The sequence below is a fragment of the Streptomyces sp. NPDC008092 genome, assembly GCF_042957285.1.
Classification (GTDB): domain Bacteria; phylum Actinomycetota; class Actinomycetes; order Streptomycetales; family Streptomycetaceae; genus Streptomyces.
Genome location: NZ_JBIBHY010000003.1, coordinates 197396 through 217677, shown reverse-complemented (window position 1 = coordinate 217677; position 20282 = coordinate 197396). Strand labels below are relative to the sequence as shown.

Below are 20282 nucleotides of genomic sequence, written 5' to 3'. Positions count from 1 at the left end.
CCGCACGCGCACCGTGCGGGGCGTCGGCGCACGCATCGCGTGCCGCGCCGGCGCCCGCACCAGGTCACGCAACGGCGTATCACCCCGCACCACCGATCACCCGCGCACATCTCCGATCAGGAAACGGAGCCCCGGCATGACCGTCTGCCTGCTCCTGCTGACCGTCGTCGCCCTGGCGGCCGCCGTGCCCGCACCGCGTGCCCTGGTGCGGTCCCTGTGGCCGGAGCGGGAACCGGTGGTCGCGCTGTGGGTGTGGCAGTGCCTGGTCGCCACCGTGCTGATGTGCTGCCTGGCCGCGCTGACCCTGGGCGCGGCCGCCGTCTTCCACACCGTGCGCGACCGGGTGTTCGCCCCGGCTCCGCCGGCGGTCACCGCCGCGTACGACCTCTCCGTCGCGCCCCTGTGGGCGGTCGCCCTCACGGTGCTGCTGGCCTCCGGGGCCGCGTGGACGACGGCGATGCTGGCGCGCGAACTGGTCGAGGCCCGGCGCCGCCGCGACCGGACCCGGGCGCACCTGCGGGAGCGGGCGCCCGAACTGCCGGCGGGGCTGCCCGCGGCGCGCGGCCCGATGCTGGTGCTGGAGGACGAGTACCCGGACGCGTGGTGGATGCCGGGCCATCCACCGCAGCTGGTCGTGACGACGGGGGCGCTGCACCGCCTCACCGACCACCAGCTCGACGCCGTACTCACCCACGAACGGGGGCACGCCCGCGCCCATCACGACTGGCTGCTCCACCTGTCCAGCGCCCTGGCCACGGGTTTCCCGCGCGTGCCGCTCTTCTCCCACTTCTGCGACCAGACCCACCGGCTCGTCGAACTCGCCGCGGACGACACGGCGTCCCGCCGCTGCGGCCACCTCACCACCGCACTGGCCCTGATCGAGCTGAACCAGCACCGCGGTGTCCTGTCCTGCGCGTCGAGCCGCCGGCTGCTGGGCGAGCGGGTCGACCGCCTGCTGGAACCGCCGCCACGGCTGCTGCGCCGCCAGCGGGCCCTGACGACGACGGTGGCCGCCCTGGTCCCCCTGCTGCCGCTCCTGATCGCGTTCGCACCGGGGCTGACGGCACTCGGCTAGAGCGAGCGCCACCGGCCTGCGCGGGGTTAGCCTCGGCGCTGTCGTCGTCCGACGGGGAGACGGGAAGAGCGGGGGCTGCGGATGCAGGAGCAGGACTGGGTCGTGCAGGCGGAAGAGCTTTTCGAAGCGGCGATGTTCGGCGGGGACGCGTCCGCGCCGGACCGCTCCGACGACGTACTGGACGCGGTCGAGGCACGGCTTTCGATGGCACGGGGCAAGGTACTGCACGTGCGCTTCCTCGACAGCCGCGAGGAGGACAGCGGGGAAGTGGCGTTCTTCGAGCGCGCGGCAGAGTTGTACCGCCGGCTGGAGGACGCGTCGGGTGAGGCGGACGCGTTGTTCTGGATCGGCTGCTGGCACCAGGTGGTGAAGGGCGAGGGCACCACCGGCAGACCGTACTTCGAACAGTCGTACGCGCTGGCGAAGTCCGTCGACGACCGGCGGACGATGTCCTACGCGGTTCGCCATCTCGGCTTCGTCGACAAGGACGCGGGCGACTTCGACCGGGCCCGCAAGAAGCTCACCGAGTCGGTGGCGCTGCGCCGGGAGATCGGCTTCAGGCCCGGGGAAGCGGCAGGTCTGGTGGCCCTCGCCTACCTCGCGGCCGAGACCGGCAACCGGCCGCTGGCACTCCGGCACCTCGACGAGGCACAGACGGTCGCCCAGGGCTGCGGCGCCAAGGCGGTCTCGGGGTGGGTCGAACAGGCCCGCGCGTCCATGGGTGCCTAGCCGTCCGCGGACGCGGATCCGCGGCTGTGCCGAAGTGCCGGAGCAAGGGCCGGGGCGGCGAGGGGGCCGAGGCGGCTCCCGCGCCGCCGTACCGGCGCCGCGGGTCCTATACCCAGTCCTCCGGTTCCGGCTCCGCGTCCATCTCGGGCCAGTGGTCCTCCTCCCCGGTCCCCGGTGCGGCGGAGGCCGGGGCGGGCGGCGTCTTCAGGGCGGCCAGCGCCCCGAGGACGCCCTCTCCGTACGTCATGAGCTTCTTCTCGCCGACCCCGCCGATGGTGGCGAGTTCGGCGACGGACTCGGGCCACCGGCTGACGATCTCCCGCAGGGTGGCGTCGTGGAAGATCACGTAGGCGGGTACGCCCTGTTCGCGGGCCTGCTCGGCGCGCCAGGCGCGCAGGGCCTCGAAGGCGGGGAGCAGCTCCTCGGGCAGCTCGGCCACGGCGGCCTTGGCCTTGCCCTTGCCGGAGGACCCGGCGGAACCGGAGCTCCCGGACGCCCGTGCGACCGCCGGCTTCTTCGGCTCCTTCCGCAGCGGGACGTCGCGTTCCCGGCGCAGTACCGTCCCGCTGGCCTCGGTGAGCACCAGGGTGCCGTACTCGCCCTCGACCGCGAGCAGCCCCTGGGCGAGCAGCTGGCGGACGACGCCGCGCCATTCGCCTTCGTCGAGGTCGGTGCCGATACCGAAGACGGACAGCTGGTCGTGGTCGAACTGGATGACCTTGGCCGTGCGCTTGCCGAGCAGGATGTCGACGATCTGGACGGCACCGAACTTCTGCCCGCGTTCGCGCTGGAGCCGTACGACGGTGGAGAGGACCTTCTGGGCGGCGACGGTGCCGTCCCAGGTCTCGGGCGGGGTGAGACAGGTGTCGCAGTTGCCGCAGCCCGCGGCGTCGGGGTCCTGGCCGAAGTAGTTGAGGAGCTGCCCGCGGCGGCACTGGGCGGTCTCGCACAGGGCGAGCATGGAGTCGAGGTGGGCCTGGGCGCGGCGGCGGAAGGCCTCGTCGCCCTCGCCGGACTGGATGAGTTTGCGCTGCTGTATGACGTCGTTGAGGCCGTAGGCCATCCAGGCGGTGGAGGGCAGGCTGTCACGGCCCGCGCGGCCGGTCTCCTGGTAGTAGCCCTCGACGGACTTGGGCAGGTCGAGGTGGGCGACGAAGCGGACGTCGGGTTTGTCGATGCCCATGCCGAAGGCGATGGTGGCGACCACGACCAGACCGTCCTCGCGCAGGAAGCGGGACTGGTGGGCGGCGCGGGTGCCCGCGTCGAGGCCGGCGTGGTAGGGCACGGCGTCGACGCCGTTGCGGGTGAGGAACTCGGCGGTGGATTCGACGGACTTGCGGGAGAGGCAGTAGACGATGCCCGCGTCGCCCTCGTGCTCCTGGCGGAGGAAGGCGAGCAGCTGCTTCTTGGGGTCGGCCTTGGGGACGATCCGGTACTGGATGTTGGGCCGGTCGAAGCTGGCCACGAAGTGCCGGGCCGTCGGCATGTGCAGCCGCTGGGTGATCTCCTGGTGGGTGGCGTGGGTGGCGGTGGCCGTGAGCGCGAGGCGCGGGACGTCGGGCCAGCGCTCGCCGAGGAGGGAGAGGGCGAGGTAGTCGGGGCGGAAGTCGTGGCCCCACTGGGAGACGCAGTGCGCCTCGTCGATGGCGAAGACGGCGATCTTGCCGCGGCCGAGCAGGTCGAGGGTGGAGTCCAGGCGGAGCCGCTCGGGGGCGAGGTAGAGCAGGTCGAGCTCGCCCGCGAGGAACTGGGCCTCGACCACGCGCCGCTCGTCGAAGTCCTGGGTCGAGTTGATGAACCCGGCGTTGACGCCGAGAGCGCGCAGCGCGTCCACCTGGTCCTGCATGAGGGCGATGAGCGGTGAGACCACCACGCCCGTACCTGGTCTGACCAGGGCGGGAATCTGGTAGCACAGTGATTTTCCGCCGCCGGTGGGCATCAGGACGACGGCGTCGCCGCCCGCCACCACATGATCGATGATCGCCTGCTGCTCGCCCCGGAAGGCGTCGTACCCGAAGACCCGGTGCAGCGTGGCCAGTGCCTCGCTGTCCGCCGGTCCCTGCGCCTGCGGCGCACCCGGCGTCTCGGTCGTCCCTGGCATCTCGTCGGTCCCGCCCGTCCCGCCCATCGTCGTGTCCCCCGTACGTCGTCCGTCGACCACTGCCACCACGATAGGGGTCCGGACCGACAACGCCGGAGTTATCCACAGGCTGCCCGCCCGGGAGGGGCACCGGTACGGGGTCTTTCCGCCGGGGAGCGGGCGCGGCTGTGGGGGTTCCCCCGTCCGGCGGTGCCCTCAGTCCTTTGGCGGTCTTCGCGTGGCGGCCCGGAAGCGGTGCGGGCCATGCTGCACGGGCGGGACCGGGGAGGCCCGTGCCGTACGGAGGCGTCGCGTTCGCGGGCCTCTTCCGCCCCAAGGAGCATCAGGATGTCTCTCAGGTCCCGCACCGCCGGCGCCGCTCTGGCGCTGGCCGTGCCGTTCGCCCTGGCCGCGGTGCCCGCCGACGCGGCTCCCGTCCCCGATCCCGACCCGTTCGTGTGGACGGATCTGACCCCGACGTACACGGCGACGGCGGACTACCAGTACGAGCCGTTCGCGATCACGGACGGTCATACCCGGTCCGACGCCTGCGACCGGACCGCCCAGGGCGGCGCGGGCTACCACTACGTCAAGCTCGCCGACGTCGGCAGTCTGGACCCGGCCGAGCCCGCGGGTCTCCTCTACGAGGCCGACGCCGACGGCAACCGCGCCCTGGTCGCGGTGGAGTGGATCGTGCCGGCGGGCAGCGGCACCACCGCGCCGACGTTGTTCGGACAGCAGTTCCAGCCGGCGACGACGGTTCCCGGTGTCCCGGGGCCGGTGTACACGTTGCGCGCGTGGATCTGGAAGGACAACCCGAGCGGCCTGCTCGCGCCGTGGAATCCCACGGTGGCGTGCCCGTAGCCCCGGGGCGCACACGCGCGTGGGCCCCGGCTCCTGTGCGGGAGCCGGGGCCCGGGGTGTGCGGGACGCTTCAGCGCACGAATACTCCGGCCTGGCTCGCCAGGTTCAGGAAGTACTGCGGTGCGACACCGAGCACCAGGGTGACCGCGACGCCGAGGCCGATCGCCGCCATGGTGAGCGGTGACGGCACGGCGACCGTGGGCCCCTCGGGCCTCGGCTCGCTGAAGAACATCAGCACGATCACGCGGATGTAGAAGAACGCGGCGATCGCGGACGAGATCACACCGATCACGACCAGCGGGACCGCCCCGCCCTCGGCCGCCGCCTTGAACACGGCGAACTTTCCGGCGAAGCCTGAGGTCAGCGGGATGCCCGCGAAGGCCAGCAGGAAGACGGCGAAGACGGCCGCCACGAGTGGCGAGCGGCGGCCGAGCCCGGCCCACTTGGACAGGTGGGTGGCCTCGCCGCCCGCGTCCCGCACCAGGGTGACCACGGCGAAGGCGCCGATGGTCACGAAGGAGTAGGCCGCCAGGTAGAAGAGGACCGACGACACGCCGTCCTTCGACGTCGCGATGACACCGGCGAGGATGAATCCGGCGTGCGCGATCGACGAGTAGGCGAGGAGCCGCTTGATGTCGGTCTGGGTGATCGCGACGATCGCGCCGCCCAGCATGGTGATGATCGCGACGCCCCACATGACCGGCCGCCAGTCCCAGCGCATGCCCGGCAGGACCACGTACAGCAGACGCAGCAGCGCGCCGAACGCGGCGACCTTGGTGGCGGCCGCCATGAAGCCGGTCACCGGGGTGGGCGCGCCCTGGTAGACGTCCGGCGTCCACATGTGGAAGGGGACGGCGCCGACCTTGAAGAGCAGACCCATGACGACCATCGCGGCGCCGATCAGGAGCAGCGCGTCGTTGCCCATGGTGTCGGCGAGGGCCGGGTCGACGCTGGTGACGGTGCCGTCGACGACCTGGGCGATGGTGGCGTACGACACCGAGCCGGCGTAGCCGTAGAGCAGGGCGATGCCGAACAGGGTGAACGCGGAGGCGAAGGCGCCGAGCAGGAAGTACTTGACGGCGGCTTCCTGCGACATGAGGCGCTTGCGGCGGGCCAGGGCGCACAGCAGGTAGAGCGGGAGGGAGAAGACCTCCAGGGCCACGAAGAGCGTCAGCAGGTCGTTGGCCGAGGGGAACACCAGCATGCCGGCGACGGCGAAGAGCAGGAGCGGGAAGACCTCGGTGGTGGTGAAGCCGGCCTTGACGGCCGCCTTCTCGGTGTCGCTGCCGGGGACCGCGGCGGCCTGCGCGGCGAAGGAGTCGACGCGGTTGCCGTGCACCTCGGGGTCCAGGCGGCGTTCGGCGAAGGTGAACAGGCCGACGAGGCCGGCGAGCAGGATCGTGCCCTGGAGGAACAGGGAGGGTCCGTCGACGGCGATGGCGCCCATGGCGGCGATGTGCGCCTTGGTGGTGCCGTAACCGTCGGCGGCCAGGGCGACGACCGCCGCGAAGGCCGCGCACAGGGCCACCGCGGAGACGAACACCTGGGCGTAGTAACGGGACTTGCGCGGGACGAACGCCTCGACCAGCACCCCGACGATCGCCGCGCCGACGACGATCAGGGTGGGCGACAGCTGCCCGTACTCGATCTTCGGCGCCGGGATCTTCGAGATCGGCTCGGCTGCGGTTGTCCACAGGCTGTGGACGGCTGCTGCGCTCACTTGGCCGCCTCCACTGCGGGCTTCGGGTCGGTCTTGTGTACGTCCGACATGGTCTGCTTGACCGCCGGGTTGACGATGTCCGTGACGGGCTTCGGATAGACGCCCAGGAAGATCAGTAGGACGATCAGCGGGGCCACCACGAGGAGTTCGCGCGCCTTCAGGTCGGGCATCGCGGAGACCGCCGGTTTCACCGGGCCCGTCATCGTCCGCTGGTAGAGGACGAGGGTGTAGAGCGCGGCGAGGACGATGCCGAAGGTGGCGATGATCCCGATGGCCGGGTAGCGCGTGAACGTGCCGACCAGGACCAGGAACTCGCTCACGAAGGGCGCGAGTCCGGGCAGCGACAGGGTGGCCAGGCCGCCGATCAGGAAGGTGCCGGCGAGCACCGGGGCGACCTTCTGCACGCCGCCGTAGTCGGCGATGAGCCGGGAGCCGCGCCGGGAGATCAGGAAGCCGGCGACCAGCATCAGCGCGGCGGTGGAGATGCCGTGGTTGACCATGTAGAGGGTGGCGCCGGACTGGCCCTGGCTGGTCATCGCGAAGATGCCCATGATGATGAACCCGAAGTGGGAGATGGACGCGTAGGCGACCAGCCGCTTGATGTCGCGCTGTCCGACGGCGAGCAGGGCGCCGTAGATGATGCTGATCAGGGCGAGGACCAGGATGGTGGGCGTCGCCCACTTCGACGCCTCCGGGAAGAGCTGGAGGCAGAAGCGGAGCATCGCGAACGTGCCCACCTTGTCGACGACCGCGGTGATGAGGACGGCGACGGGGGCGGTGGACTCCTGCATGGCGTTGGGCAGCCAGGTGTGCAGCGGCCACAGCGGCGCCTTCACCGCGAAGGCGAAGAAGAAGCCGAGGAACAGCCAGCGTTCGGTGCTGGTCGCCATGTGCAGCGTGCCGTTGGCGCGGGCCTGCGCGATCTCGGCGAGCGAGAAGTTCCCGGCGACCGTGTACAGGCCGATCACCGCGGCCAGCATGATCAGGCCGCCGACCAGGTTGTAGAGGAGGAACTTCACGGCGGCGTACGACCGTTGCGTGGACGCCGCTTCCTCGCCCTGCGCGTGGGCGCGGTCCCCGAAGCCACCGATGAGGAAGTACATCGGGATGAGCATGGCTTCGAAGAAGATGTAGAAGAGGAAGACGTCGGTGGCCTCGAAGGAGATGACCACCATCGCCTCGACGGCCAGGATCAGGGCGAAGAAGCCCTGGGTGGGCCGCCACCGCTTGCTGCCGGTCTCCAGCGGGTCCGCGTCGTTCCAGCCGGCCAGGATGATGAAGGGCATCAGCAGGGCGGTCAGGGCGATCAGGACGACCGCGATGCCGTCGACGCCCAGTTCGTAGCGGACCCCGAAGTCCGCGATCCAGGCGTGGGACTCGGTGAGCTGGTAGCGGGCGCCGCCGGGATCGAAGCGGACCATGACGACGATCGCCAGGACGAGCGTGGCGAGCGAGACCAGCAGCGCGAGCCATTTGGCGGCGGTGCGCCGGGCGGCCGGTACGGCTGCCGTGGCGACCGCGCCGACGGCCGGGAGGACCGCCGTCGCTGTCAGCAGAGGAAAGGACATCGGTATCAGACCGCCCTCATCAGCAGGGTCGCGGCGACCAGGAGGGCAGCGCCGCCGAACATCGAGACCGCGTACGAGCGCGCGTAGCCGTTCTGCAGCTTGCGCAGCCGGCCGGAGAGCCCGCCGAAGCCCGCCGCCGTGCCGTTGACGACGCCGTCGACCAGGGTGTGGTCGACATATACAAGGGAGCGGGTGAGGTGTTCGCCGCCGCGGACCAGGACGACGTGGTTGAAGTCGTCCTGGAGGAGGTCGCGGCGGGCCGCGCGGGTGAGCAGCGAGCCGCGCGGGGCGACGGCGGGGACGGGGCGGCGGCCGTACTGGAGGTAGGCGATGCCGACGCCGATGATGAGGCAGACCATGGTGGCGCCGGTGACGACGCCCGCGCTGATCGGGGAGTCGCCCTCGCTGTGGCCGGTGATCGGCTCCAGCCAGTGCAGGAAGCGGTCGCCGATGCTGAAGAATCCGCCGGCGAAGACCGAGCCGACCGCCAGGACGATCATCGGGATCGTCATGACCTTCGGGGACTCGTGCGGGTGCGGCTCGTGGCCGTGCTCGTCGGGCTGCCAGCGCTTCTCGCCGAAGAACGTCATCAGCATCACGCGCGTCATGTAGAAGGCGGTGATGGCCGCGCCGACCAGTGCGCAGGTGCCGAGGATCCAGCCCTCGGTGCCGCCCTTGGCGAACGCCGCCTCGATGATCTTGTCCTTGGAGAAGAAGCCGGACAGGCCCGGGAAGCCGATGATGGCGAGGTAGCCGAGGCCGAAGGTGATGAAGGTGACCGGCATGTACTTACGCAGGCCGCCGTACTTGCGCATGTCGACCTCGTCGTTCATGCCGTGCATGACGGAACCGGCGCCGAGGAACAGTCCGGCCTTGAAGAAGCCGTGCGTCACCAGGTGCATGATCGCGAAGACGTAGCCGATCGGGCCGAGGCCGGCGGCGAGCACCATGTAGCCGATCTGCGACATGGTCGAACCGGCGAGGGCCTTCTTGATGTCGTCCTTCGCGCAACCGACGATCGCACCGAAGAGGAGGGTGACGGCGCCGACGACGGTGACGACGAGCTGGGCGTCCGGGGCCGCGTTGAAGATCGCGCCGGAGCGGACGATCAGGTACACGCCCGCGGTCACCATGGTCGCCGCGTGGATGAGGGCCGAGACCGGGGTCGGGCCCTCCATGGCGTCCCCGAGCCAGGACTGCAGCGGCACCTGGGCGGACTTGCCGCAGGCGGCGAGCAGCAGCATCAGGCCGATCGCGGTGAGCCTGCCCTCGGAGGCGTCGGTGGCGTGGCTGAGGACCGGGCCGAAGGCGAACGTGCCGAACGTCGTGAACATCAGCATGATCGCGATCGACAGGCCCATGTCGCCGACGCGGTTGACGATGAAGGCCTTCTTGGCCGCCGTCGCCGCGCTGGGCTTGTGCTGCCAGAAGCCGATCAGCAGGTACGAGGCGAGGCCGACGCCCTCCCAGCCGACGTACAGCAGCAGGTAGTTGTCGGCGAGGACGAGCAGCAGCATCGCCGCGAGGAACAGGTTGAGGTAGCCGAAGAAGCGGCGGCGGCGCTCGTCGTGCTCCATGTACCCGACCGAGTACAGGTGGATGAGCGAGCCGACGCCGGTGATCAGCAGGACGAACGTCATCGACAGCTGGTCGAGGCGGAAGGTGACGTCCGCCTGGAACCCGGCCACCGGGACCCAGGTGAACAGGTGCTGCATCAGGGTGCGGTGTTCGGGGTTCCTGCCGAGCAGGTCGGCGAAGAGGATGACGCCGAACACGAAGGACGTCGTCGAGAGGATCGTGCCGATCCAGTGTCCTACGGCGTCCAGGCGCCGGCCGCCGACGAGCAGGACGGCCGCTCCGAGCAGGGGCGCCGCGATCAGCAGCGCAATCAGGTTCTCCACGATTCAGCGACCCCCTACAGCTTCATCAGGCTGGCGTCGTCGACCGAGGCCGAGTGGCGGGTACGGAACAGCGACACGATGATCGCGAGCCCGACCACGACCTCCGCGGCGGCGACGACCATCGTGAAGAAGGCGATGATCTGGCCGTCGAGATTGCCGTGCATCCGGGAGAAGACGACGAACGCGAGGTTGCAGGCGTTCAGCATGAGCTCGATGCACATGAAGACGACGATCGCGTTCCGTCTGATCAGCACACCGGTGGCGCCGATCGTGAACAACAGGGCGGCGAGGTAGAGGTAGTAGACGGGGTTCACTTCGACGCCTCCTCGCTGCGCCCCAGGTGCGCGGGCTCGACCGGGGTCCGCTCCAGCCGTTCCTCGGAGCGCTGTTCCAGGGCCCGCAGGTCGCCCAATGCCTCCGCGGAGACGTCACGGACCTGGCCGCGGTCGCGGAGCGTCTTGCTGACGGTGAGCTCGGACGGGGTGCCGTCGGGGAGCAGGCCGGCGATGTCCACGGCGTTGTGCCGGGCGTAGACGCCGGGGGCGGGCAGCGGCGGCAGGTGCTTGCCGTCGCGGACGCGCTGCTCGGACTGCTCGCGCTGGGTCTTCGCGCGCTCGGTGCGCTCCCGGTGGGTGAGCACCATGGCGCCGATGGCGGCGGTGATGAGCAGGGCGCCGGTGATTTCGAAGGCGAAGACGTACTTGGTGAAGATGAGGGCGGCGAGGCCCTCCACGTTGCCGTTGGCGTTGGCCTGGCCGGTGCCCTCGAAGTTCTTCAGGGAGGCGTTGGCGATGCCCGCGAAGAGCAGGACGCCGAAGCCGACCCCGCAGAGAAGGGCCAGCCAGCGCTGGCCCTTGATGGTCTCCTTCAGCGAGTCGGCGGCGGTCACGCCGACCAGCATCACCACGAAGAGGAACAGCATCATGATCGCGCCGGTGTAGACGACGATCTGCACGATTCCGAGGAAGTAGGCGCCGTTGGCGAGGTAGAACACCGCCAGGACGATCATGGTGCCGGCGAGCGACAGCGCGCTGTGCACGGCCTTCTTCATGAAGACGGTGGACAGGGCGCCGATCACCGCGACGGTGCCGAGGACCCAGAACTGGAAGGCCTCGCCGGTGGAGGTGGTGTAGGCGGCGAGCTGCGGGCTCATGCGTCCACCTCCCGCTCCTGCTCCTCGGGCTTCTCACCCTTGGAGACGGCGACCTGCTGCACGGTCCCCGGGGCGGCCTCGGTCACCAGGCCCCGGTAGTAGTCCTGTTCGTCGGTCCCCGGGAAGATCGCGTGCGGGGTGTCGACCATGCCCTCTTCGAGACCGGCGAGCAGCTGCTCCTTGGTGTAGATGAGGTTGGCGCGGCTGCTGTCGGCCAGTTCGAACTCGTTGGTCATCGTCAGCGCGCGCGTGGGGCACGCCTCGATGCACAGACCGCACAGGATGCAGCGGGCGTAGTTGATCTGGTAGACGCGGCCGTAGCGCTCGCCCGGCGAGTAGCGCTCCTCGTCGGTGTTGTCGGCGCCCTCCACGTAGATGGCGTCGGCGGGGCAGGCCCAGGCGCACAGTTCGCAGCCGACGCACTTCTCCAGGCCGTCCGGATGGCGGTTGAGCTGGTGCCGTCCGTGGAACCGCGGGGCCGTGGTCTTCGCCTGCTCCGGGTACTGCTCGGTCAGCCGCTTCTTGAACATGGCCTTGAAGGTCACGCCGAAGCCGGCCACGGGGTTCTGGAAACCGGGCTTGGTCTCCTTGGGCTCCTCAGCCATCGGACGCCTCCTTTCCATCCGTAGGTCCGTCACTGACAGTGTCCGTCCCGCCACTGACAATCAGCTCCCGCTCCCGGCGGGGAGTGCGGCGGGGCACCGGCGGCAGTTCCTGTCCGGGCAGCGGCGGTACGGGGAAGCCGCCCGCCATCGGGTCGAACGCGACCGGTTCGGCGGTCGGCTGCGCGGCCTCCTTGCCCTTGTCGCGGAAGATGTCGACGACGAAGGACAGGAGCAGCAGGGCGAGGACCCCGCCGCCGACGTAGAGGGCGATGTCGGCGAAGTCGTAGTTCTGGTTGCGCAGGGTCCGGACGGTCGCGACGAGCATCAGCCAGACGACGGAGACCGGGATGAGGACCTTCCAGCCGAGCTTCATCAGCTGGTCGTAGCGCACCCGCGGGAGCGTGCCGCGCACCCAGACGAAGCCGAACAGCAGCAGGACGACCTTGGCGACGAACCAGAGCATCGGCCACCAGCCGTGGTTGGCGCCCGCCCAGACGGTGCTGATCGGCCAGGGGGCCCGCCAGCCGCCGAGGAACAGGGTGGTCGACACGGCCGAGACGGTCACCATGTTGACGTACTCGGCGAGCATGAACATCGCGAACTTGATCGACGAGTACTCGGTGTTGAAGCCGCCGACCAGGTCGCCCTCGGACTCGGGCATGTCGAAGGGGGCCCGGTTGGTCTCGCCGATCATCGTGACGACGTAGATGATGAACGAGACCGGCAGCAGCAGGATGTACCAGCGGCCCTGCTGCTGGTCGACGATCGTGGACGTCGACATCGACCCGGAGTACAGGAACACGGAGGCGAACGCGGCGCCCATGGCGATCTCGTAGGAGATCATCTGGGCGCAGGAACGCAGGCCGCCGAGGAGCGGGTAGGTGGAGCCGGAGCTCCAGCCGGCGAGGACGATGCCGTAGATGCCGACGGAGGCGACCGCGAGGATGTAGAGCATCGCGATCGGCAGGTCGGTGAGCTGCATCGTGGTGCGGTGGCCGAAGATGGAGATCTCGTTGTCGGCCGGGCCGAACGGGATGACCGCGATGGCCATGAACGCCGGGATGGCCGCGACGATCGGCGCGAGGATGTAGACGACCTTGTCGGCGCGTTTGACGACGACGTCTTCCTTGAGCATCAGCTTGATGCCGTCGGCGAGCGACTGGAGCATGCCCCAGGGGCCGTGCCGGTTGGGGCCGATGCGCAGCTGCATCCAGGCGACGACCTTGCGCTCCATGACGATGGAGATCAGCACGGTCACCATCAGGAAGGCGAAGCAGAAGACCGCCTTGATGACGACCAGCCACCACGGGTCGCGGCCGAACATGGAGAGGTCTTCAGCGGCGAAGTACGGGCTCATGCCTCCACCTCCTTGGGGGCCTCGCCGGCGGTGGCCGCCGGGCCGATGCGGACGAGGGAGCCGGGCAGCGCCCCGGTGTCGGAGGCGACGCCGCCGCCGGCCGAGTTCAGCGGGAGCCAGACCACGCGGTCGGGCATCTCGGTGATCCGGAGCGGGAGTTCGACGGTGCCGTTGCCCGCGGTGACGGCGATGAGGCCGCCGTTCTCGACGCCCGCCTCGGCGGCGGTCGCCGCGGACACGCGCGCGTGGGCGGCGTGCCGGGTGCCGGCCAGTGCGTCGTCGCCGTCCTGGAGGACGCCCTGGTCGAGGAGGAGCCGGTGCCCGGCGAGCACGGCCTCCCCGGCGGCGGGCCTGGGCAGCGATACGGCCGTCTCCAGCGGGTCGGAGGCCTTCGCCCCGTCCCAGGCGCCGAGCCGGTCCAGTTCCGCCCGCGTGGTGCGCAGGTCGGGCAGGCCCAGGTGGACGTCCATGGCGTCGGCGAGCATCTGCAGCACGCGCGCGTCGGTGGGCGGCAGCGGCCGGGTCATCTGCTCGGGCTTGAGCGCGGCCTCGAAGAGACGCGCCCTGCCTTCCCAGTTGAGGAAGGTGCCGGCCTTCTCGGCGACCGCGGCGACCGGCAGGACGACGTCGGCGTGCTCGGTGACCTCGCTGGGCCGCAGCTCCAGCGAGACCAGGAAGCCGACGGCTTCGAGTGCCGCACGCGCGCGCGTGGGGTCGGGCAGGTCGGCGACCTCGACGCCGGCGACCAGCAGGGCGGAGAGTTCGCCGCGGGCGGCGGCCTCGACGATCTGGCCGGTGTCACGGCCGTAGCGGAGCGGGAGTTCGGCGACGCCCCAGGCGGCGGCGACCTCCTCACGCGCGCGCGGGTCGGTGGCCGGGCGGCCGCCCGGCAGCAGCGACGGCAGCGCGCCCGCCTCGACCGCGCCGCGCTCACCGGCCCGGCGCGGGATCCACACCAGCTGGGCGCCGGTGGCGGTGGCGGCCCGTACGGCGGCGGTGAGTCCGCCGGCGACCGATGCCAGCCGCTCCCCTACGACGATCACCGCGCCGTCGGAGCGCAGCGCCTCGGCGGCCCGGGCACCGGACTCCTCCAGGCCGACGCCGCTCGCCAGGGCGTCCAGCCACTCGGTCTCGGTGCCGGGAGCGGCCGGCAGCAGCGTGCCGCCCGCCTTCTCCAGACCGCGCGTGGCGTACGTGGCGAGGGAGAACACCTGCTGCTTGTGCTTGCGCCAGGCCTTGCGCAGCCGCAGGAAGACGCCGGGCGCCTCCTCCTCCGACTCGAACCCGACCAGGAGGACGGCGGGCGCCTTCTCCACGGAGGTGTACGTGACGCCCGTACCGTCCAGGTCGCGGCCGCGTCCCGCCACCCGTGCGGCCAGGAAGTCGGCTTCCTCGCTGGTGTGCACGCGCGCGCGGAAGTCGATGTCGTTGGTGTCGAGGGCCACGCGCGCGAACTTGCTGTACGCGTAGGCGTCCTCGACGGTGAGCCGGCCGCCGGTGAGGACGCCGGCCCGGGAGCGGGCGGCGGCGAGTCCCTGCGCGGCCGCGTCCAGGGCCTCCGGCCAGGAGGCGGGTTCGAGGACGCCCTGGGCGTTGCGGACCAGCGGGGTCTCCAGCCGGTCCTTCTGCTGGGTGTACCGGAACGCGAAGCGCCCCTTGTCGCAGATCCACTCCTCGTTGACCTCGGGGTCATTGGCGGCGAGCCGCCGCATGACCTTGCCGCGCCGGTGGTCGGTACGGGTGGCGCAGCCGCCCGAGCAGTGCTCGCACACGGACGGCGAGGAGATCAGGTCGAAGGGCCGGGAGCGGAAGCGATACGCCGCCGAGGTCAGCGCGCCCACCGGGCAGATCTGGATGGTGTTCCCGGAGAAGTACGACTCGAACGGGTCGCCCTCGCCGGTGCCGACCTGCTGCAGCGCGCCGCGCTCCAGGAGTTCGATCATCGGGTCGCCGGCGACCTGGTCGGAGAACCGGGTGCAGCGCGCGCACAGCACGCACCGCTCGCGGTCCAGGAGCACCTGGGTGGAGATCGGGACCGGCTTCTCGTAGGTGCGCTTGCGGCCCTCGAAGCGGGACTCGGCGTTGCCGTGCGACATCGCCTGGTTCTGCAGCGGGCACTCGCCGCCCTTGTCGCAGACCGGGCAGTCCAGCGGGTGGTTGATGAGCAGCAGCTCCATCACCCCGTGCTGGGCCTTCTCGGCCACGGGCGAGGTGAGGTGAGTCTTCACCACCATCCCGTCCGTACAGGTGATCGTGCAGGAGGCCATGGGCTTGCGCTGGCCCTCGACCTCGACGATGCACTGGCGGCAGGCGCCGACCGGGTCGAGCAGGGGGTGGTCGCAGAAGCGCGGGATCTCGACGCCGAGCTGTTCGGCGGCGCGGATGACCAGGGTGCCCTTGGGCACGCTGATCTCGATGCCGTCGATCGTCAGCGTGACGAGGTCCTGCGGCGGGACCGCCGCCGTTCCCCCCGAGGAGGGGGAACTCGTGGTCACGGTCATGCGTTCACCTCCGGGCGGTCCGCCCAGGCCGTCGACTTGGCCGGGTCGAAGGGGCAGCCCCGGCCCGTGATGTGCTGTTCGTACTCCTCGCGGAAGTACTTCAGCGAGGAGAAGATGGGGGACGCCGCGCCGTCGCCGAGGGCGCAGAACGACTTGCCGTTGATGTTGTCGGCGATGTCGTTGAGCTTGTCGAGGTCGGACATCACGCCCTTGCCGTCCTCGATGTCGCGCAGCAACTGCACCAGCCAGTAGGTGCCTTCGCGGCAGGGGGTGCACTTGCCGCAGGACTCGTGGGCGTAGAACTCGGTCCAGCGGGTGACGGCACGGACGACGCAGGTGGTCTCGTCGAAGCACTGGAGTGCTTTCGTGCCGAGCATGGAACCCGCGGCCCCCACTCCTTCGTAGTCCAGAGGGACGTCGAGGTGCTCGTCGGTGAACATGGGGGTCGAGGAGCCGCCGGGCGTCCAGAACTTCAGGCGGTGGCCGGGGCGCATCCCGCCGCTCATGTCGAGGAGCTGGCGCAGGGTGATGCCGAGCGGTGCCTCGTACTGGCCGGGGCTCGCCACATGGCCGCTGAGGGAGTACAGCGTGAAGCCGGGCGACTTCTCGCTCCCCATCGACCTGAACCATTCCTTGCCCTTGTGGAGGATGGCGGGAACCGAGGCGATGGACTCAACGTTGTTCACAACAGTCGGGCAGGCGTAGAGCCCTTCGACGGCAGGGAAGGGGGGACGCAGCCGCGGTTGACCGCGGCGGCCTTCGAGCGAGTCGAGCAGCGCGGTCTCCTCGCCGCAGATGTACGCGCCGGCGCCGGCGTGCACGGTGAGGGTGAGGTCGAGTCCGCTGCCGAGGATGTTCTCGCCGAGGTAGCCGGCCGCGTAGGCCTCGCGCACGGCCTCGTGCAGCCGCCGCAGGACGGGGACGACCTCACCCCGCAGGTAGATGAAGGCATGCGACGACCGGATGGCGTAGCACGCGATCACGATGCCCTCGATGAGGCTGTGCGGGTTGGCGAAGAGGAGCGGGATGTCCTTGCAGGTCCCGGGTTCCGATTCGTCGGCATTGACAACTAGATAGTGCGGTTTGCCGTCTCCCTGCGGAATGAACTGCCACTTCATCCCGGTGGGGAATCCCGCGCCGCCGCGGCCGCGCAGTCCGGACTCCTTGACGTAGGCGATCAGGTCGTCCGGCGACATGGCGAGCGCCTTGCGGAGCCCCTCGTACCCGTCGTGCCTGCGGTAGACGTCCAGGCTCCAGGACCGGTCCTCGTCCCAGAAGGCCGACAGCACGGGTGCCAGCAGCTTCTCGGGACTGGTGTCCTTCAGGTCGGGTGCCACCGTCATCACTCCCCCTCCTCTGCGGACGGCGCTTCCTGGGTTCCCTGGGCGCGCGGATGGACCACGCGCGCGGTCTCGCCCTTGGCCAGGCGCAGGCCCACCAGTGAGGCGGGGCCTGCGCTGCCGCTCTCCTCGACGGCACCGTGCCGCTCGTCCGGGAAGCCGGCCAGGATCCGCGCGGTCTCCTTGAAGGTGCAGAGCCGGGCGCCGCGGGTGGGCTCGACGTCGCGGCCCGCGCGCAGGTCGTCGACCAGGCGCTTGGCGCTGGCCGGGGTCTGGTTGTCGAAGAACTCCCAGTTGACCATCACGACCGGGGCGAAGTCGCAGGCCGCGTTGCACTCGATGTGCTCCAGGGTGACCTTGCCGTCGCCGGTGGTCCCGCCGTTGCCGACACCGAGGTGCTCCTGCAGGGTCTCGAAGATCGCGTCACCGCCCATGACCGCGCACAGGGTGTTGGTGCAGACGCCGACCTGGTAGTCGCCGGACGGCTTGCGCCGGTACATGGTGTAGAAGGTGGCGACGGCGGTGACCTCGGCGGTGGTCAGCTCCAGGACGTCCGCGCAGAACTGCATCCCGGTGCGCGTGACGTGGCCCTCCTCCGCCTGTACGAGGTGCAGCAGCGGCAGCAGGGCGGACCGGGAGTCGGGGTAGCGGGCGATGATCTCGCGCGCGTCCGCCTCCAGGCGGGCCCGGACGTCGTCCGGGTAGGCGGGCGCGGGCAGCTCGGGCATGCCCAGGCTGATACCGCGCTCCGAGGAAGAGGTGGTCACCGGTCGACGCCTCCCATCACGGGGTCGATGGACGCCACGGCGACGATGACGTCGGCGACCTGGCCGCCCTCGCACATCGCCGCCATGGCCTGCAGGTTGGTGAAGGACGGGTCGCGGAAGTGGACCCGGTAGGGGCGGGTGCCGCCGTCGGACACGGCGTGCACGCCGAGTTCGCCCTTGGGTGACTCGACGGCCGCGTAGGCCTGGCCGGGCGGGACCCGGAAGCCCTCGGTGACCAGCTTGAAGTGGTGGATCAGGGCCTCCATGGAGGTGCCCATGATCTTCTTGATGTGGTCGAGGGAGTTGCCGAGTCCGTCCGGCCCGAGGGCGAGCTGGGCGGGCCAGGCGATCTTCTTGTCGGCGACCATGACCGGTCCGGGCTGGAGCCGGTCCAGGCACTGCTCGACGATCCCGAGCGACTGGCGCATCTCCTCCAGGCGGACCAGGAAGCGGCCGTAGGCGTCGCAGGTGTCGGCGGTCGGGATCTCGAAGTCGTACGTCTCGTAGCCGCAGTACGGCTGGGCCTTGCGCAGGTCGTGCGGCAGGCCTGCGGAGCGCAGGATCGGGCCGGTGGCGCCGAGGGCCATGCAGCCGGCCAGGTCGAGGTAGCCGATGTCCTGCATGCGGGCCTTGAAGATGGGGTTCCCGGTGGCGAGCTTGTCGTACTCCGGGAGGTTCTTGCGCATCTTCTTCACGAACTCGCGGATCTGGTCGACCGCGCCGGGCGGCAGGTCCTGGGCGAGGCCGCCGGGGCGGATGTACGCGTGGTTCATCCGCAGGCCGGTGATCAGCTCGTAGAGATCGAGAATCATTTCACGATCACGGAAGCCGTAGATCATGATCGTGGTGGCGCCGAGTTCCATGCCGCCGGTGGCGATGCACACCAGGTGGGAGGAGAGCCGGTTGAGCTCCATCAGGAGCACCCGGACGATCTCGGCGCGCTCGGTGATCTGGTCCTCGATGCCGAGGAGCTTCTCGACGGCGAGGCAGTAGGCGGTCTCGTTGAAGAAGGACGTCAGGTAGTCCATGCGCGTCACGAACGTGGTGCCCTGCGTCCACGTGCGGAACTCGAGGTTCTTCTCGATGCCCGTGTGGAGGTAGCCGATGCCGCAGCGGGCCTCGGTGACCGTCTCGCCGTCGATCTCCAGGATGAGGCGGAGCACCCCATGGGTGGACGGATGCTGGGGACCCATGTTGACGACGATGCGTTCGTCGTCGGCGCGGGCCGCGGACTGGACGATCTCGTCCCAGTCGCCGCCGGTGACCGTATATACGGTGCCCTCGGTGGTCTCCCGCGGAGTTGCGTGCTGCGTGCTCATGAGTACGACCTCCGCTGGTCCGGAGCCGGGATCTGGGCGCCCTTGTACTCGACGGGGATGCCGCCGAGGGGGTAGTCCTTGCGCTGCGGATGGCCCTGCCAGTCGTCCGGCATCATGATCCGCGTCAGGGCCGGGTGACCGTCGAAGACGATCCCGAAGAAGTCGTAGGTCTCGCGCTCGTGCCAGTCGTTGGTCGGATAGACCGGGACCAGGGACGGGATGTGCGGGTCGGCGTCCGGGGCGCTGACCTCCAGGCGGATCAGCCGGTTGTGGGTGATCGAGCGCAGGTGGTAGACGGCGTGCAGCTCGCGGCCCTTGTCGTGCAGGTAGTGGACGCCGCTGACGCCGGTGCACAGCTCGAAGCGCAGGGCGGGGTCGTCGCGCAGGGTGCGGGCGACGCGCGGCAGGTGCTCGCGTTCGATGTGGAAGGTGAGCTCGCCGCGGTCGACGACCGTCTTCTCGATGGCGTTGTCCGGGAGCAGGCCCTGCTCCTCCAGCGCGCCCTCCAGCTCGTCGGCGACCTCGTCGAACCAGCCGCCGTAGGGGCGGGTCGCCGGTCCCGGGAGCCGGACCGAGCGGACCAGGCCGCCGTAGCCGGAGGTGTCGCCGCCGTTGTTCGCGCCGAACATGCCGCGCTGGACGCGGATCTCCTCACCGCCCTGGCCGCGCTGGCCCGGGAGGTTGTCGGCGGCCAGGTCCTTCTCGGGATTGACCCCGTTGTGGCCGTTCGCGTCGCTCACCGCAGCAGCCCCTTCATCTCGATCGTGGGCAGGGCCTTCAGCGCCGCCTCCTCCGCCTCCCGGGCCGCTTCCTTCGCGTTGACGCCGAGCTTGGAGGTCTGGATCTTCTGGTGGAGCTTGAGGATCGCGTCCATCAGCATCTCGGGGCGCGGCGGGCAGCCGGGCAGGTAGATGTCGACGGGGACGATGTGGTCGACGCCCTGGACGATCGCGTAGTTGTTGAACATGCCGCCCGAGGACGCACAGACGCCCATGGAGATCACCCACTTGGGGTTGGGCATCTGGTCGTAGACCTGCCTGAGCACCGGCGCCATCTTCTGGCTGACCCGGCCGGCGACGATCATGAGGTCGGCCTGGCGGGGTGAGCCGCGGAAGACCTCCATGCCGAAGCGGGCCAGGTCGTAGCGGCCGGCGCCGGTGGTCATCATCTCGATGGCGCAGCAGGCGAGGCCGAAGGTGGCGGGGAAGACGGACGCCTTGCGCACCCAGCCCGCGGCCTGCTCGACGGTCGTCAGCAGGAATCCGCTCGGCAGCTTTTCTTCGAGTCCCATGTCCAAAGACCC

At 70.3% G+C, this 20282-nt stretch carries 17 protein-coding genes; 3 read left to right on the top strand and 14 right to left on the bottom strand.

What is annotated here, in order from left to right:
* Nucleotides 1–136: 136 nt before the first annotated feature.
* Together ACFZB3_RS10165 and ACFZB3_RS10160 are read left to right on the top strand one after the other, a co-directional pair.
* On the top strand, nt 137–1075 hold the full coding sequence (locus ACFZB3_RS10165; protein WP_391372653.1) for a M48 family metalloprotease: 939 nt from the start codon (nt 137–139) through the stop codon (nt 1073–1075).
* 81 nt (nt 1076–1156) lie between these two features.
* Nucleotides 1157–1804, top strand: coding sequence for a tetratricopeptide repeat protein (locus ACFZB3_RS10160; protein WP_391372650.1), 648 nt, complete (start codon nt 1157–1159; stop codon nt 1802–1804).
* Nucleotides 1805–1910: 106 nt separating this feature from the next.
* Here ACFZB3_RS10160 and recQ read toward each other — a convergent pair whose 3' ends face one another.
* Complete coding sequence (gene recQ, locus ACFZB3_RS10155; RefSeq protein WP_391374001.1) at nt 1911–3932, bottom strand: DNA helicase RecQ; 2022 nt, start codon at nt 3930–3932, stop codon at nt 1911–1913.
* Nucleotides 3933–4232: 300 nt separating this feature from the next.
* On the opposite strand from recQ, the gene ACFZB3_RS10150 reads away from it, so the two are divergent.
* Complete coding sequence (locus ACFZB3_RS10150) at nt 4233–4748, top strand: hypothetical protein (RefSeq protein WP_391372647.1); 516 nt, start codon at nt 4233–4235, stop codon at nt 4746–4748.
* 70 nt (nt 4749–4818) lie between these two features.
* On the opposite strand, the gene nuoN is transcribed toward ACFZB3_RS10150, so the two are convergent.
* From nuoN to ACFZB3_RS10085, 13 genes are read right to left on the bottom strand one after another with little or no spacing between them, the layout of a single operon-like run.
* On the bottom strand, nt 4819–6468 hold the full coding sequence (nuoN, locus tag ACFZB3_RS10145) for an NADH-quinone oxidoreductase subunit NuoN (protein WP_391372644.1): 1650 nt from the start codon (nt 6466–6468) through the stop codon (nt 4819–4821).
* Nucleotides 6465–8036 (bottom strand): NADH-quinone oxidoreductase subunit M, encoded by a 1572-nt coding sequence (locus ACFZB3_RS10140; RefSeq protein WP_391372641.1) that lies wholly within the window; start codon nt 8034–8036, stop codon nt 6465–6467. Before ACFZB3_RS10140 ends, nuoN begins: the two co-directional genes overlap by 4 nt.
* Nucleotides 8037–8041: 5 nt before the next feature.
* Nucleotides 8042–9937, bottom strand: coding sequence for an NADH-quinone oxidoreductase subunit L (gene nuoL / locus ACFZB3_RS10135; RefSeq protein ID WP_391372639.1), 1896 nt, complete (start codon nt 9935–9937; stop codon nt 8042–8044).
* 14 nt (nt 9938–9951) lie between these two features.
* Entirely contained in the window at nt 9952–10251 is a 300-nt protein-coding gene (gene nuoK / locus ACFZB3_RS10130; RefSeq protein WP_046726439.1) for an NADH-quinone oxidoreductase subunit NuoK, read from the bottom strand.
* Nucleotides 10248–11090, bottom strand: coding sequence for an NADH-quinone oxidoreductase subunit J (locus ACFZB3_RS10125; RefSeq protein ID WP_391372636.1), 843 nt, complete (start codon nt 11088–11090; stop codon nt 10248–10250). Before ACFZB3_RS10125 ends, nuoK begins: the two co-directional genes overlap by 4 nt.
* Nucleotides 11087–11695 carry an NADH-quinone oxidoreductase subunit NuoI gene (gene nuoI / locus ACFZB3_RS10120; protein ID WP_391372633.1) on the bottom strand — a complete coding sequence of 203 codons (609 nt, stop codon included), beginning with the start codon at nt 11693–11695 and terminating at the stop codon, nt 11087–11089. The genes ACFZB3_RS10125 and nuoI overlap by 4 nt, the downstream gene beginning before the upstream one ends.
* Nucleotides 11688–13052 (bottom strand): NADH-quinone oxidoreductase subunit NuoH, encoded by a 1365-nt coding sequence (gene nuoH, locus ACFZB3_RS10115; RefSeq protein WP_391372630.1) that lies wholly within the window; start codon nt 13050–13052, stop codon nt 11688–11690. Before nuoH ends, nuoI begins: the two co-directional genes overlap by 8 nt.
* A complete protein-coding gene (locus ACFZB3_RS10110; protein ID WP_391372627.1) occupies nt 13049–15553 on the bottom strand; it encodes an NADH-quinone oxidoreductase subunit G in 2505 nt (834 codons plus the stop codon). Before ACFZB3_RS10110 ends, nuoH begins: the two co-directional genes overlap by 4 nt.
* Entirely contained in the window at nt 15550–16896 is a 1347-nt protein-coding gene (nuoF, locus tag ACFZB3_RS10105; RefSeq protein WP_391372624.1) for an NADH-quinone oxidoreductase subunit NuoF, read from the bottom strand. The genes ACFZB3_RS10110 and nuoF overlap by 4 nt, the downstream gene beginning before the upstream one ends.
* Nucleotides 16896–17660 (bottom strand): NADH-quinone oxidoreductase subunit NuoE, encoded by a 765-nt coding sequence (gene nuoE / locus ACFZB3_RS10100; protein ID WP_391372621.1) that lies wholly within the window; start codon nt 17658–17660, stop codon nt 16896–16898. The genes nuoF and nuoE overlap by 1 nt, the downstream gene beginning before the upstream one ends.
* Nucleotides 17657–18979, bottom strand: a complete 1323-nt coding sequence (locus tag ACFZB3_RS10095) for an NADH-quinone oxidoreductase subunit D (protein ID WP_383705541.1) — start codon at nt 18977–18979, stop codon at nt 17657–17659. Before ACFZB3_RS10095 ends, nuoE begins: the two co-directional genes overlap by 4 nt.
* A complete protein-coding gene (locus tag ACFZB3_RS10090) occupies nt 18976–19719 on the bottom strand; it encodes an NADH-quinone oxidoreductase subunit C (RefSeq protein WP_384032881.1) in 744 nt (247 codons plus the stop codon). The genes ACFZB3_RS10095 and ACFZB3_RS10090 overlap by 4 nt, the downstream gene beginning before the upstream one ends.
* Nucleotides 19716–20270, bottom strand: a complete 555-nt coding sequence (locus ACFZB3_RS10085; RefSeq protein ID WP_053654534.1) for an NADH-quinone oxidoreductase subunit B family protein — start codon at nt 20268–20270, stop codon at nt 19716–19718. Before ACFZB3_RS10085 ends, ACFZB3_RS10090 begins: the two co-directional genes overlap by 4 nt.
* Nucleotides 20271–20282 lie beyond the last annotated feature (12 nt).